Genomic DNA, 14,652 nt, shown 5'->3' with positions numbered 1-14,652 from the left:
CTGCGCGAACGGCGCGGCGATGATCGCCTCGAGGCGCGAGATCGCCGTCTTCTCGACCCGCTCGGCGAAGAACGCCATGTCGTCCGGGCGCTCGGCGAGCACCATGCGGAAGACGAACTTGAGGAACTCCTCGGCGACGCGCGCGTCCTCGGCGAGGTCGGCGAACGCGATCTCCGGTTCGACCATCCAGAACTCGGCGAGGTGGCGCGTCGTGTGCGAGTTCTCCGCGCGGAATGTCGGACCGAACGTGTACACCTTGCTCAGCGCGAGGCAGTACGCCTCGACGTTGAGCTGGCCGGACACGGTCAGGAACGCTTCCTTGCCGAAGAAGTCCTTCCTGAAGTCGATCGCGCCCTTGTCGGTCTTCGGCAGGTTCATGAGGTCGAGCGTCGAGACGCGGAACATCTCGCCCGCGCCCTCGGTGTCCGAGGTCGTGATGATCGGCGTGTTGACCCAGAAGTAGCCGTGCTCGTCGAAATAGCGGTGGATCGCCTGAGCGATCGTGTGGCGCACGCGGCTGACCGCGCCGAACAGGTTCGTGCGCGGCCGCAAGTGGGCGACTTCGCGCAGGAACTCCGGCGAATGCGGCTTCGGTTGGATCGGGTAGGTCTCGGGGTCCTCGATCCAGCCGACCACGGCGAGCGAACTCGCCTGCACCTCGAACGACTGGCCCTTGCCTTGCGAGGCCACGAGTTCGCCCTCGGCGCTGATCGCACAGCCGGCGCTCAGGCGCAGCACTTCGCCCTCGTAGTTGGCGAGGGTCGCCGGGGCGACGATCTGGATCGGGTCGAAGCACGAGCCGTCGCTGAGGCTCACGAACGACAGGCCGGCCTTGGAGTCGCGACGCGTGCGCACCCAGCCGTTGATGCGCACCCTGCTGCCCGGGGCGATCGCGCCCGACAGCGCATGCTTGACGTCCACCACCTTCACCGCGTCGTCGTCGATGCGCGACATGTCTTGAAACTCCTGGCCGAAGCGCCCATCTGCGAGGGGCGACGAAAGACCATCGATCATAGCGGATCGGCGTCCAGCCGGGCACGGCGCGCTATGATGGTGGCACCGATTGGAGGCTCCTTTCCCGCCATGACGATCCAGCTCACCGCCGCTGCGCGCCAACGCATGCAGGACTACCTCGCGAAGGACCCGCGGGCCTGCGGCGTGCGCTTCGGGATCAAGCGCACCGGTTGTTCCGGCTTCGGTTACACGGTCGACATCGCGACGACGGTCGCGGGCGACGATACGGTGTTCGAGCAGGACGGCGTCCGCCTCATCGTCGAGCGCAAGGCGTTGCCGTTCGTCGACGGGACGGAGATCGACTTCCAGCGCCAGGGCCTCAACGCGACGTTCGTGTTCCGCAATCCGAACGCGACCGGCGAATGCGGCTGCGGCGAGAGCTTCACGGTCGAGACCCCCGCTTGAGCGGCGCGGCGGAACCACGGCCGCGCCTTCCCTCCGAGTCGACCGTCGTTTCGCCGCTGCGGAACGTGTTGCCGCACGTGTTCGACACGCTGCGGCGCGAGCCCGCCGTCGCGATAACGCTCGCCTACCTGCTCGTCGCGATGGCGGGCATCTTCTACAACTACTGGTTCTACCGCGCGTTCGGCATCCCGGTACTGACCCTGTCGCAGATCAGCGACTTCCTCGTCGCCGGCCTGCAGCAGCCGATGGCGCTCGTGCTCGTGCTGTCGACGTTTCCGGCGTGCTGGCTGATGGACCTTTTCAACGCGCGCAGCCGGCGCAAGGACATGCGCAACCTCGAATTCCTGCGTTCGGTGGCCTCGCTCAGCGCATGGCAGCGCCTGCGCCTGCGATTCCTCGAGTGGCGCGTCGCCGAGATGTGGTACACGCAGCTCGGCTACCTCTTGGTGGTGGTCGTCTACGGCTGGGCCTTCGTCGGCCTCTACGCAGGTTACCGCTCCGATGCGATCCGTCGCGGCTTAGGCCCGCGCGTCGAGGTCTGGATGAACGGCGAGCAGCAACCGCTGGCGGCCGGTGCGGGTTCCGGCTGGACCTACCTCGGCGCGGTCGCGAACTACGTATTCGTCTATGACGGCAGCGCGCGGCGCGCGATGATCCTGCCGGTCAACGCGATCGCGCGGCTGCAGCCTTCGCCGGGCGCGAGGGAAGGCGCCAGGGGCGCCGTGCCGGCTTCGGCAGGCTCTCCCGCGGCGGTTGCGCCAATCCCCTGATTCCATTAGTATCCACGCCCCTTCGCCTGCAGGGGCGAAGGCCTTGCCTCACCGCGTCGCGGGAGGCTGCCGCCCGGAAATCCGTCCGGCGGTACCCACAAGGAGCCATCATGCGTCACTATGAAATCGTGTTCCTGGTCCATCCGGACCAGAGCGAGCAGGTCCCGGCGATGATCGAGCGCTACAAGGCGCTGATCGAAGGCGACAACGGCAAGATCCACCGCCTCGAGGACTGGGGCCGTCGCCAGCTCGCGTACCCGATCCAGCACCTGGCCAAGGCGCACTACGTGCTCATGAACGTCGAGTGCAGCGGCGCCGTGCTCGCCGAGCTGCAGTCGGGCTTCCGCTTCAACGATGCCGTGCTGCGCCACCTCATCGTCACGCGCGAGAACGCCGTGACCGAGATGTCGCCGATCATGAAGAACAAGGACGACAAGGGCGGCCGCCGCCGCGACGACGAGGGCTTCGGTTTCGGCAGCGACGACGACGAGCCGCGTCCGCGCCGCGAGCGCGCACCGCGCGAGGAAGCCTCCGCTCCCCCCGCCGCCGCCGAATAAGCCACCGTCCAGGTCCCGAGGAATACTCCCATGTCCAAGTTCTTCCGCCGCAAGAAGTTCTGCCGTTTCACCGCCGAAGGCGTGACCGAGATCGACTACAAGGATCTCAACATGCTGCGCCAGTACATCAGCGAGACGGGCAAGATCGTGCCGAGCCGCATCACGGGCACCAAGGCGCGCTACCAGCGCATGCTCGGCACCGCGATCGAGCACGCGCGTTTCCTCGCGCTGCTGCCGTACAGCGACGCGCATTGACGGGCCGAGAGACCGGTCGCCCGCGGCGTTCGTGAGGAAGGGCAGTCTGCCTCACGAGGCCGCGAAGCGGCGGCGAGCCCGCCGCCCTCACCCACGTTCGGACAGCGCAAGCTGCGCCGGAATCTCCGACGCTAACGAATAGGACACCCCATGGAACTCATCCTCCTCCAGAAAGTGAAGAACCTCGGCGCCCTCGGCGACAAGGTCAAGGTGAAGCCCGGCTACGGCCGCAACTACCTCGTGCCGCAGGGCAAGGCGACCGCGGCTACGGCCGAGAACATCGCCGAGTTCGAGAAGCGCCGCGCCGAGTACGAGGCGAAGGCGAACCAGCTGCTGTCGGGCGCCGAAGCGCGCAAGGCGCAGTTCGAAGGCGCCTCCGTCACGATCAAGGCGAACGCGAGCCCGGAAGGCAAGCTGTTCGGCTCGGTCGGCCCGCGCGACATCGCCGAGGCGTTCACCGAAGCCGGCATCGCGCTCGACAAGAGCGAAGTCGTGATGGGCGAAGGCCCGCTGCGCCACATCGGCGAGTTCGACGTGCACGTGCACCTGCATGCCGACGTCGACACGACGGTCAAGGTCGTCATCACCGGCGAAGACTGATCCGCCGCGTCATCGCTTCGACGAAACGGGCGCCTTCGGGCGCCCGTTTTCTTTTGGGTGGAGCGGAGAGATAAAGATTGAAACACGAAGGACACGAAGGACACGAAGGCAAGACATGATCGAGCACGGGCTGCCGCATGCCCGTACACCAGGCTGATGCGATGCCGTCCGAGCCATTTCCATGATGATTGCTTTACTTCGTGTCCTTCGTGTCCTTCGTGTTTCAGTCTTTTCGCTTCTCGCCCCGCGAAGAGAACATCACACACAGGTTATCCACAGAGTTGTTGTCTCGACAGCTGAGACGGCGGCGCGGATGATTCACCGCCGAACGAACGCGCCGTCGCCATGGCCCTGACCGAACGCAAGAACGTCTCCAGCATCGAAGCGCTGCGCGTGCCGCCGCATTCCGTCGAGGCCGAGCAGGCCGTGCTCGGCGGCCTCATGCTCGCGCCCGATTCGTGGGATCGCGTCGCCGACCGGCTCGTCGAGGACGACTTCTATCGCAAGGACCACCGCCTCATCTTCCGCGCGATCGGCGACCTGTCCGCGAAGAGCATGCCGTACGACGCGGTCACGCTCGGCGACTGGTTCCAGGCGCAGAACCTCGTCGACCTCGTCGGTGGTGCGAGCTACGTGATCGAGCTCGCGAACTCCACGCCGAGCGCCGCGAACATCACCGCCTACGCGGACATCGTGCGCGAGAAGTCGGTGTTGCGGCAGCTCATCGATGCGGGCACGGAGATCGCTGGCGACGCGTTCCAGCCCGAGGGGCGAACGAGCCAGGAGCTGCTCGAAGTCGCCGAACAGAAGGTGTTCCACATCGCCGAAGCCGGCGCGCGCGGGCGCAAGGGTTTCGTGCCGATGCGCAGCGCGGTCAAGGAAGCGTTCCAGATCCTGCACCAGCGCTACGAGAATCGAGGCTCGGTCACCGGTCTGCCGACCGGCTTCATCGATCTCGACGAGATGACCGCTGGCCTGCAGCCGTCCGATCTCATCATCGTCGCCGCGCGCCCGTCGATGGGCAAGACCGCATTCTCGGTCAACATGGCCGAGTACGCCGCACTCAAGACCAAGAAGGCGGTCGCGATCTTCTCGATGGAAATGTCGGCCTCGCAGCTCGCGTTCCGCCTGATCTCCTCGCTCGGCCGCATCAACCAGCAGCACCTGCGCACCGGGGATCTCGCCGAGGAGGAGTGGCCGCGCGTGACCAACGCGATCACCCTGCTCAGCGAAGCGAAGATCTTCATCGACGACACGCCCGCGCTGAGCCCGAGCGAACTGCGTGCCCGCTCGCGCAGGCTCAAGCGCGAGCACGACCTCGGCCTCATCGTGATCGACTACCTGCAGCTCATGCAGGTGCCCGGCACGAAGGAGAATCGCGCCACGGAAATTTCAGAGATCTCGCGCAGCCTCAAGGCCCTCGCGAAGGAATTGAACGTACCGGTGATCGCGCTGTCGCAGCTGAACCGTTCGCTCGAACAGCGCACGGACAAGCGTCCGGTGATGGCCGACCTGCGCGAATCGGGCGCGATCGAGCAGGATGCGGACGTGATCATGTTCATCTACCGCGACGAGTACTACAACCCGGAATCGGGCGAGAAGGGCGTCGCCGAAATCATCATCGGCAAACAGCGTAACGGCCCGACCGGGCACGTGAAGCTCGCCTTCCTCGGTCATTACACCAAGTTCGAGAACCTCGCGAGCAACAGTTACGCGGGCACGTTCGAGTAGCGGAGCTCGAAACGACGGGGGTTTGCAGCAACAGGCCGTCGAAGGACGGTCGCATCGCCGCCATGAATCGCGGCTGCGGTGCAGGGTAGCCAGCAGGAGCGGCACCGGCCGGTGTCGCAGGGTGCTGCCAGCGCCACGACGAGGCTGCGGCGCCGTGTGCGGGCCGCTCCTGCGCGGCGTAGCGATGCGAAACCACGACGAGGAACAGCGGCATGCGCGCGACCAGCGCCACGATCCACCTCGGCGCACTGCGCGAGAACCTGCGCCGCGTGCGCGAGCTCGCGCCCGGCGCGCGCGTGATGGCCGTGGTCAAGGCGGACGGCTACGGCCACGGCCTCGAGCGAGTCGCGCGTGCGCTCGAGGGCGCGGATGCGTTCGGCGTCGCCGGCATCGCCGACGGCCAGCGCCTGCGCGCGGCCGGCGTGTCGCAGCGCATCGTCGTACTGTCCGGGCACGACGAGGCGACCGACCTCGCCGAGATGCGCCGCCTGCGGCTCGACACGGTCGTGCACAGCGACGCGCAGGTCGAACTGCTCGCGGCCGATACCGACCCGCGCCCGCTGCGGGTATGGCTCAAGCTCGATACCGGCATGCACCGGCTTGGCATAGCGCCGGAGCGCGCGCGCGAGGTGCATGCGCGCCTGCGCGCGCTCCCCTGCGTCGACCGCGACGTCGCACTAATGACCCACTTCGCGAATTCCGACGTGTTCGACGACGCGATGACGACGCAGCAGATCGAGCGTTTCGAGCGCGGCGTGTCCGGACTCGACGGCGCGCGTTCGCTGTCCAATTCGGCCGGCGTGCTCGGCTGGCCCGAAGCGCACGGGCAGTGGGTGCGCGTCGGTGGCGCGCTCTACGGCATCTCCGTCGTCGCCGGCCGCATCGGCGCGGATTTCGGCTTCCGGCCGGCAATGACGCTCGCGACGCGGCTCGTCGCGATCAATCGCGTGCGCAAGGGCGATCACGTCGGCTACGCGGCGACCTGGCAGGCGCCCGAGGACATGGCCATAGGCGTCGCCGCGATCGGCTACGGCGACGGCTATCCGCGCCACTCCGACGGCGCGACGCCGGTGCTCGTGAACGGTACGCGCGCGACCGTGGTCGGGCGCGTGTCGATGGACCTCGTCACGATCGACCTGCGCCAGCACCCCGCGGCGAAGGTCGGCGACCCGGTCGTGCTCTGGGGACGCGGGTTGCCGGTCGAGGAGGTCGCCGCGCACGCGGACACGATCGGCTACGAACTCACCTGCGGCGTGACGCGCCGCGTGCGCTTCGTCGAGGACGACAGCTGATGGCGAAGGCGAAGACCGCTTACGTGTGCTCCGAATGCGGCGCAGAACATTCGAAGTGGCAGGGCCAGTGCATCGAATGCGGCGCGTGGAACACGCTTGCGGAGATCGTCGTGCAGCCGGCGGCCAAGTCGATTGCGGCGTCGCGCACGGGGTACGCGGGCGCGACCGGTGCGGCGAAGATCACCCGTCTCGCGAGCGTCGCCGCGGAAGCGGAGCGACGCGGCGACACCGGCATCGGCGAACTCGATCGCGTGCTCGGCGGCGGCCTCGTCGCGGGCTCCGTCGTGCTCATCGGCGGCGACCCCGGCATCGGCAAGTCGACGCTGCTGTTGCAGATGCTCGGCACGCTTGGGCAGCGCGTGCGCGGACTCTACGTGACCGGGGAGGAGTCGCTCGCGCAGGTCGCTGCGCGCGGGCAGCGCCTCGGCATCGCGCTGGAGGGACTCGAAGCACTCGCCGAGACTTCGATCGAACGCATCCTTGCCGAGGCCGCTTCGGCGAAGCCCGACGTGCTCATCGTCGATTCGATCCAGACGATCTGGACCGAACAGCTCACCGCGGCGCCGGGCTCGGTGTCGCAGGTACGCGAATCGGCCGCGCGACTCGTGCGCTTCGCGAAGGAATCGGGCACGAGCGTGTTCCTGGTCGGCCACGTGACGAAGGAAGGCGGCATCGCCGGCCCGCGCGTGCTCGAGCACATGGTCGATGCGGTGCTCTACTTCGAAGGCGAGTCCGGCTCTCGCTTCCGCGTGCTGCGCGCGTTCAAGAACCGCTTCGGCGCGGTCAACGAACTCGGCGTGTTCGCGATGGGCGACAAGGGCCTGCGCGAAGTGCCGAATCCGTCCGCGATCTTCCTGTCCGCGCACGCGCAGCCGACCTCCGGCAGCGCGGTGATGGTCACGCGCGAGGGCACGCGGCCGCTGCTGGTCGAGGTGCAGGCGCTGGTCGACCAGAGTTCGCTCGGCAATCCGCGTCGCGTCGCGCTCGGCCTCGAGCAGAACCGTCTCGCGATGCTGCTCGCGGTGCTGCATCGGCACGGCGGCGCCGCCGTCTACGACCAGGACGTGTTCGTCAACGTCGTCGGCGGCATCCGCGTGCAGGAAACCGCGGCCGACCTCCCCGTGCTGCTCGCGGTGCTGTCGAGCTTCCGCGACCGGCCGCTGCCGGACAAGACCGTCGCGTTCGGCGAGGTCGGTCTGTCGGGCGAGATCCGGCCGGTGCCCAACGGCGAGGAACGTCTGAAGGAAGCCGCCACGCACGGCTTTCGTCGGGCGATCGTGCCGAAGGCGAACGCGCCGAAGAAGACGCGGCTCGGCGAAATGGACGTCATCGCGGTGGAACGGCTCGGCGACGCGCTGTCCGCGGCCTGGGACGTGTAGGGCGTCACGCAGAGCGCTTGGCGACGCATGCTCCTCGCGGCTGCGCGGCTACCGGCGGTCGACCAGGATGCGCAGCCCGTCGTCTTGCGATGACGTTTCGCAGGGGCGCCGGATGCGGACGCCCGGCGTCGCCGACCTCATCCGATTCGATGCAGCACCAGCTCGAGCACGAACTTCGAGCCGAAGAACGCGAGCAGCAGGATCGCCATCCCGGCGAGGGTGAGGTTGACGGCACGGCGCCCGCGCCAGCCGCGCGCCCGGCGGCCGACGAGGAGCACGCCGAAGACGATCCACGCGAGGATCGACAGCACGGTCTTGTGGGCGAGGTGCTGCGCGAACAGGTTGTCGACGAACAGGATGCCGGTCAGCAGGGTCAGGCTCAGCAGCACGAAGCCGGCCGCAATGAGGCGGAACAGCAGGGTCTCGGTCAAGGTCAGCGGCGGCAGCGAACGCAGCAGCGCGCCGAACTGGCGATGGCGCAGCGCGCGTTCCTGCAGCGCGAGCAGGATCGCGAGCGCGGCCGCGATCGACAGCACGCCGAATGCGAGCAGCGCGACGCTCACATGCAGTTTGATCTGCCAGTCCATCGGCTCCGGCGCCGTCGCGGGTGCCGCGTAGGCGTCGATCGCGAGCAGCAGGGCGGTGAGCGGGAACACGATCACGCCGAGCGCGGCGACCGGGCGCGCGAGGTTGACGACGAGGGTGAGTGCCGAGACGACGCCCGCGACGAGCGACAACGCGGCGAAGAAGTGCAGGTCGAGCGCGCCGCGATGCGCGCCGAGCAGGACGCCCGCGTGCGCGAGCACGGCGACCGTCGCGATCGCGAGCGGCAGCCTCGGCTGCGTATCGCGGCGGCCGAGCAGTGGACGCGCGAGCAGCGCGCTGGCGACGATGTAGGCGAGGATGGCGAGTGCGGCGAGGCTGGCGATGAGCATGCGGCAAGTTTGGCACAGCCCGCGTGCGGGATCGGCATCGGACGGACCGGGACCGGTGCGGACGCGCCCGGACCACGTGCCGATGCGGCGACTCGCGGTCGCGTTGCCGCCGGGCCCGCTATAATCACCGCCTTTTCCGTACGTCGGTCCGCCCCATGTTCGAGTCGCTCAGCCAACGCCTGTCCGCCACCGTCCAGCGCCTGCGCGGCAAGGGGCGGCTGACCGAGTCGAACATCCGCGAGGCGCTGCGCGAGGTGCGCATCGCGTTGCTCGAAGCCGACGTCGCCTTGCCGGTGGTGCAGGCGCTGATCCAGCGCGTGCAGGTCAAGGCACTCGGCCAGGAGGTGCTGCGCAGCCTCACGCCGGGACAGACCCTGGTCAAGGTCGTGCGCGACGAGCTGACCGCGGTCATGGGCACCGCCAACAGCGACCTCAATCTCGCCGCCGCGCCGCCCGCGGTCGTGCTCATGGCCGGCCTGCAGGGTGCGGGCAAGACCACGACCGTGGCCAAGCTCGCGCGCTTCCTCAAGGAGCGTCGCAGGAAGAAGGTGATGGTGGTCAGCTGCGACGTCTACCGTCCGGCCGCGATCGAGCAGCTGCGCACGCTCGCCGGGCAGGTCGAGGTGCTGTTCCATCCGTCCACCGGCGAGCAGGACCCGGTCGCGATCGCGAAGGCCGCGCGCGACGCGGCCGCGCGCGCGTTCGCCGACGTCCTCATCGTCGATACCGCGGGCCGCCTGCACGTCGACCAGGACATGATGGGCGAGATCAAGGCGCTGCACGCGGCGCTCGATCCGATCGAGACGCTGTTCGTGGTCGACTCGATGACCGGCCAGGATGCGGCCAACACCGCGAAGGCGTTCGCCGACGCGCTGCCGCTGACCGGTGTCGTGCTGACCAAGACCGACGGTGACGCGCGCGGTGGCGCCGCGCTGTCGGTACGCTACGTGACCGGGCGGCCGATCAAGTTCATCGGCGCCGGCGAGAAGATCGATGCGCTCGAGCCGTTCCATCCCGACCGCGTCGCGACGCGCATCCTCGGCATGGGCGACGTGCTGTCGCTGGTCGAGCAGGTCGAGCAGGGCGTCGACCAGGAGAAGCAGCGCAAGCTCGCCGAGAAGGTGATCAAGGGCAAGCGCTTCGACCTCAACGACATGCGCGACCAGCTCGAGCAGATGGTCAACATGGGCGGCATGGCGTCGCTGATCGACAAGCTGCCGGGCGTGTCGAACCTGCCCGACCACGTGAAGTCGAAGGTCAACGACCGCGAAGTGCATCGCATGATGGCGATCATCGGCTCGATGACGAAGAAGGAACGGCGCCACCCGGATCTCCTCAACGGGTCGCGCCGCGCGCGCATCGCGCGCGGCTCCGGCACCCAGCCGGCCGACGTCAACAAGCTGCTCAAGCAGTACCAGCAGATGGAGAAGATGATGGCCAAGCTCGGCAGCGGCGGGATCAAGGGACTGATGCGCCAGATGGGTGCGGCCATGAAGGGGATGGGCGGGGGCGGTTTCCCCCCGGGTGGCCTGCCCGGGCGCTGATCGCCTGTCGGGTCGTCGCGCGTCAACCGACCGCACGTCCGCGCGTTTGCACCGGACGTCGATCGGCTCGCGGCGAGTGGGGCGATCGTCACAATCGCCGGTGATCGCAGCGGCTAATGTGCGCCGCTCCGGCGCCGGTTCATCCGGCCACTCGTGGGGACGAGCGATGACACGCTTCAGCAACGCATGCGGCGCCTTCGCCGTAGCCGCCTTGGTGGCCTGCGCGGGCGCGCACGCGGCCACGCACGACCGCCTTTTCACCTACGGTTTCGATCCCGCGGCGGACGCGCCCGCGGACGCGAACGAGGCCGCACGTTTCCTCACCCAGGCGACGTTCGGGCCGACCGCGACCGATCTCGCGCGCCTGACCGCGCTCGGCTACGACGCCTGGCTCGAAGAGCAGCTGGGCATGGCGCCGACGCTCGGCGCACCGGTCGTCGAACAGGTCGTCAACGCGCGCATCGCGGCTTCGCAGAGCGTGAGCCAGTCGCAGCGCATCCAGCGCTGGTACTGGCAGGCCGCCTATGCACCGGACCAGTTGCGCCAACGCATGGCGTGGGCGCTCAGCCAGATCTTCGTGATCTCGGACCAGAGCAGCTCGATCAACAACTACATCGTGCCGATGGCGGGCTACTACGACATGCTCGCGAAAGACGCCTTCGCGCCGTACCGCACGCTGCTCGGCGACGTGACGTGGCACCCGATGATGGGGCGCTACCTGTCCTCGTTCCGCAACCAGAAACCGGGCGCGACGACGAGCCCCGACGAGAACTACGCACGCGAGGTCATGCAGCTGTTCTCGATCGGCCTGGTCCTGCGCGACATGGACTTCACGCCGATCCTCTCCAACGGGGTCGAGATCCCGACCTACGACCAGACCACGATCACGCACACCGCGAAGGTATTCACCGGTTTCACCTGGAGCGACGCGCCGCTCGATCCGCCGAACTTCTTCGGCGGCGGCCTCACCTTCGCCGCGCAGTACGCGCCGATGCAGTGCTTCGGCACCGAGCATTTCCCGGCGAGCGGCAGCGGCAGCAACAACATGCGCCACGACGTCACCGGCGACGACGGCACCACCGGGACGCCGAAGACGGTGGTCGGCGGCATGACGATCCCGCCGAACCAGACCTGCGCGCAGGACGTCGCCGACGAGCTCGACATTCTCGCGGCGCACCCGAACGTGCCGCCGTTCGTCTCGCGCCAGCTGATCCAGCGTTTCGTGACCAGCAATCCATCGCCGCAGTACATCGAGCGGGTCGCGCAGGTGTTCGACGCACCCGGCGCGGACCTCGGCGACGTGATCAAGGCGATCCTCATGGACGACGAGGCGCGCCACCCGGCCGCGCTCGCGGGCGGCGACAGCTACGGCAAGCTGCGCGAGCCGATCCTCCGCCTGACCGCGGTGTGGCGCGCGTTCAACGCGCAGGCACAACCGCCCGATGCGTACGGCGAGGTGAAGATGAGCGCGGGCAACAGCCAGACCGGCGCGTTCGGCCAGGGGCCGCTCGAGTCGCCGACGGTGTTCAACTTCTACGAACCCGACTACCAGCAGCCGGGGTCGTTCGCCGACAACGACCGCTACTCGCCGGAATTGCAGATCCTCAGCGAGGCGAGCGCGTACTCCACCGCGAATGCGTACTACAACTTCAGCGCGAAGGCGTACCAGGGCATGTCGAACCCGCCCACCGACCGTCCGCTGCTCGACCTTTCGACGCTGACCGCGAATGCGACGAGTCCAGCCGCGATGGTCGCGACGATCGATCGCAGCCTGCTGTACGGCACGATGTCCGCGAACATGCGCGCGACGCTCACGGGCATGCTGTCCAACCTCAACGGCGCCTCCGCCGCGGAGAAGGCATGGTCGGCGATCTACGTGACGATGCTTTCGCCCGAATTCGCGACGCAGCGCTGAGGAGACGACGATGAGCCATTCCCGCAACGCGCGCCGCGACTTCCTGCGCACGCTCGCGCTCGCCGCCTGCAGCGGCGGCACCGCCGCACTCTTCCCGCAATTGCGCATGATGGGCAGCGCGTTGGCGAACACGCGTTCGTTGACCGGCTACAAGGCGCTCGTCTGCGTCTACCTTTCGGGCGGCAACGACTCGTGGAACCTGCTGGTGCCGTTCGACACCGCGCGCCATGACGTCTACGCCGATGCGCGCGGCGGCGTCTACAACGCTCAGTCCAATGCCGACGGCCTCGCGCTCGGCATTCCGACCGGCGCCGACGTCGCGCTGCAGAAGATCGTCGACGGCAACGACGCGAGCAGTGCGACCAACCAGTATTTCGTCCACCCGAAGATCGCCGATCTAGCGACGCTGTACCGCGCCAACAAGCTCGCATTCGCGGTCAACGTCGGGACGCTCGTCCGGCCGATCGTGAAGGCGGACTATGCGACGCCGGCGAACCGACCGCCGCAGCTGTACTCGCATTCCGACCAGGAAAACCTCTGGCACCAGGGCAACAGCATCGCCAATCGGGTGCTCGGCTGGGGTGGCCGCTGCGGCGATGTCGTGCGATCGTCGAACGCGAACCAGGACCTGTCCGCCTGCATCTCGATCTCCGGCGCGAACCGTTTCGAGGTCGGGCTATCGACGGTTCCGTACCGGATGTCGTCGAGCGGCCTCTCGTCGCTGAGCGGCGTGTGCAATCCGACCCCGTGCAACGGCGTCAGTGCGACCAGCGTGCGCGACAATGCCCTCAATGCCCTGCTGGCGGACACCTACGCGAGCGACTTCGCGGGCGAGTATTCCAAGGTGTTCGCGCGCAGCCGCGACCTCTACAACCTGCTCAAGACCGGCCTCGACGGCACCACGCTCGTGCAGCAGTTCCCGGCCAACAACTCGCTCGCCTCGCAGCTGCAGATGGTCGCGAAGATGATCAAGTTGTCGAAGGCGCAGGGTTACGCCGCGCGCCAGATCTATTACGTGCGCCTCGGCGGTTTCGACCTGCATTCGGGCCTCATGTCGGGCGGCAATAACGACCATGCGGCGCTGCTCAAGCTCGTCTCGGACGCGGTGGCCGCGTTCTGGCAGGCGCTCGCGCCGGGCGATGTCGATGCGCAGGATGAAGTGACGCTGTTCACCGCGTCCGAGTTCGCTCGAACGCTGCAGTCGAACGGCTCCGGCTCGGATCATGCGTGGGGCGGCGTGCAGTTCGTGCTCGGTGGCGCAGTGAACGGCGGCAGGCTGTACACGAGCGGCGGCGGGCCGATCAGCGGCTTCCCGGACCAGCACCTCGACGCGCCGAACAGTTTCTCGCGTGGCCAGATGATCCCGGGGATCGGCGTGGACCAGTACGCCGCGACGCTCGCGCAGTGGCTCGGCGTGACCTCGCCGACCGATCTCGGCGCGATCTTCCCGAACCTCGCCAACTTCGGCAGCAGCAACCTCGGCTTCGTCTGATGCGTGGCCGGGCGATGCCGCTCGACCTGGTCGCGGCCGGCCTCGCGCTCGCCCTCGCGGCGGCGCGCGCCGACGCCGGCGCGCCCGACGGTTGCACACGCATCGCGGACATCGCGCCGAACTACTCGATCACCTACGGCGCGGCGGTCCAGGGCTTGTTCGACGATTACGCGACCAACGGCGGCAGCGCCGGTTGCATCAACTGCCACGAGCCACCAGCGCCGACGGGCGGCCTCGATCTCACTGCAGGCGTGTCGTGGGGCCACCTCGTCGGCGTGCCGAGTGGGGAGGACGCGAGCATCCTCTACGTCGTGCCCGGCAGGCCAGAGGACAGCCTGTTGTTCCGCAAGGTCAATTGCGACGTGCCCGGCGTCGGCGCACGCATGCCGCTCGACGACTGGGGCGGCGGCCTGCTGCCCGAGCAGCAGGCACTGATCTACGACTGGATCGCGAACGGCGCGCTACCGGGCACGAGCGCGACCGTGTTCCGCGACGGCTTCGACATCCGGGGCTTCGTGCCCTGAGCCACGAGAGGCGCGTGCGGCCCGCGACGAAGCGGCGTGGGCGCCTTCGGATACGCGAAGACGACGGGCGCGCGCGGGTTTTCGCCCGCGCTGTGGACGACAAGTCGTTGCAGGGCTTTATTTTTTCCTGATTCCCGCTAGAATGCCCGGCTCCCGACGCGCGACGGCCGCTCAACGGTCCGGGTACGAACGTCGATGACTTCGCAAAATATCGAGCAAAAACAATGGTCAAGATTCGT

The 14,652-nt window shown here is 68.1% G+C and carries 14 protein-coding genes; 12 read left to right on the top strand and 2 right to left on the bottom strand.

Annotated elements, in window-relative coordinates:
* A partial coding sequence (asnS, locus tag VI238_RS11395) for an asparagine--tRNA ligase (RefSeq protein ID WP_331651401.1) occupies positions 1-930 on the bottom strand: 930 nt, incomplete at its 3' end.
* A 153-nt stretch (positions 931-1,083) separates the two neighbouring features.
* Between asnS and VI238_RS11390 the strand changes: the two genes are divergently transcribed.
* The 8 genes from VI238_RS11390 to radA all read left to right on the top strand — a co-directional run bounded on the left by VI238_RS11390 (position 1,084) and on the right by radA (position 8,003).
* A complete protein-coding gene (locus VI238_RS11390) occupies positions 1,084-1,419 on the top strand; it encodes a HesB/IscA family protein (protein ID WP_331651397.1) in 336 nt (111 codons plus the stop codon).
* 77 nt (positions 1,420-1,496) lie between these two features.
* Positions 1,497-2,189, top strand: a complete 693-nt coding sequence (locus tag VI238_RS11385) for a hypothetical protein (protein ID WP_331651395.1) — start codon at positions 1,497-1,499, stop codon at positions 2,187-2,189.
* Between the two features lie 110 nt (positions 2,190-2,299).
* Positions 2,300-2,746 (top strand): 30S ribosomal protein S6, encoded by a 447-nt coding sequence (rpsF, locus tag VI238_RS11380; RefSeq protein WP_414650057.1) that lies wholly within the window; start codon positions 2,300-2,302, stop codon positions 2,744-2,746.
* Between the two features lie 30 nt (positions 2,747-2,776).
* Positions 2,777-3,001: a 30S ribosomal protein S18 gene (gene rpsR, locus VI238_RS11375; RefSeq protein ID WP_131994381.1), complete on the top strand. Its 225-nt coding sequence runs from the start codon at positions 2,777-2,779 to the stop codon at positions 2,999-3,001.
* Between the two features lie 150 nt (positions 3,002-3,151).
* Positions 3,152-3,601, top strand: a complete 450-nt coding sequence (gene rplI, locus VI238_RS11370; RefSeq protein ID WP_331651392.1) for a 50S ribosomal protein L9 — start codon at positions 3,152-3,154, stop codon at positions 3,599-3,601.
* Between the two features lie 345 nt (positions 3,602-3,946).
* A complete protein-coding gene (locus tag VI238_RS11365; RefSeq protein WP_331651390.1) occupies positions 3,947-5,332 on the top strand; it encodes a replicative DNA helicase in 1,386 nt (461 codons plus the stop codon).
* Positions 5,333-5,544: 212 nt separating this feature from the next.
* On the top strand, positions 5,545-6,624 hold the full coding sequence (gene alr, locus VI238_RS11360) for an alanine racemase (RefSeq protein WP_331651388.1): 1,080 nt from the start codon (positions 5,545-5,547) through the stop codon (positions 6,622-6,624).
* Positions 6,624-8,003, top strand: a complete 1,380-nt coding sequence (radA, locus tag VI238_RS11355) for a DNA repair protein RadA (protein ID WP_331651386.1) — start codon at positions 6,624-6,626, stop codon at positions 8,001-8,003. The genes alr and radA overlap by 1 nt, the downstream gene beginning before the upstream one ends.
* 137 nt (positions 8,004-8,140) lie before the next feature.
* Here the strand turns inward: radA and VI238_RS11350 are convergent, their stop codons facing one another.
* Positions 8,141-8,938: a cytochrome C assembly family protein gene (locus VI238_RS11350; RefSeq protein WP_331651384.1), complete on the bottom strand. Its 798-nt coding sequence runs from the start codon at positions 8,936-8,938 to the stop codon at positions 8,141-8,143.
* A gap of 155 nt (positions 8,939-9,093) precedes the next feature.
* Here VI238_RS11350 and ffh point away from each other — a divergent pair, with 155 nt between their 5' ends.
* The 4 genes from ffh (at position 9,094) to VI238_RS11330 (ending at position 14,413) form a co-directional block, all read left to right on the top strand.
* Positions 9,094-10,482: a signal recognition particle protein gene (gene ffh / locus VI238_RS11345; protein WP_331651382.1), complete on the top strand. Its 1,389-nt coding sequence runs from the start codon at positions 9,094-9,096 to the stop codon at positions 10,480-10,482.
* A gap of 166 nt (positions 10,483-10,648) precedes the next feature.
* Positions 10,649-12,397 carry a DUF1800 domain-containing protein gene (locus VI238_RS11340; RefSeq protein ID WP_331651380.1) on the top strand — a complete coding sequence of 583 codons (1,749 nt, stop codon included), beginning with the start codon at positions 10,649-10,651 and terminating at the stop codon, positions 12,395-12,397.
* A 10-nt stretch (positions 12,398-12,407) separates the two neighbouring features.
* Positions 12,408-13,889, top strand: coding sequence for a DUF1501 domain-containing protein (locus VI238_RS11335; protein WP_331651377.1), 1,482 nt, complete (start codon positions 12,408-12,410; stop codon positions 13,887-13,889).
* A gap of 14 nt (positions 13,890-13,903) precedes the next feature.
* Positions 13,904-14,413 (top strand): c-type cytochrome domain-containing protein, encoded by a 510-nt coding sequence (locus VI238_RS11330; RefSeq protein ID WP_331651375.1) that lies wholly within the window; start codon positions 13,904-13,906, stop codon positions 14,411-14,413.
* The last annotated feature ends 239 nt before the right edge of the window (positions 14,414-14,652 follow it).

It is taken from the genome of Dokdonella sp. (genome assembly GCF_036518555.1).
GTDB lineage: Bacteria > Pseudomonadota > Gammaproteobacteria > Xanthomonadales > Rhodanobacteraceae > Dokdonella_A.
Note: the sequence above shows the minus strand (reverse complement) of the source record. Positions and strands in the feature narration are given on the sequence as shown.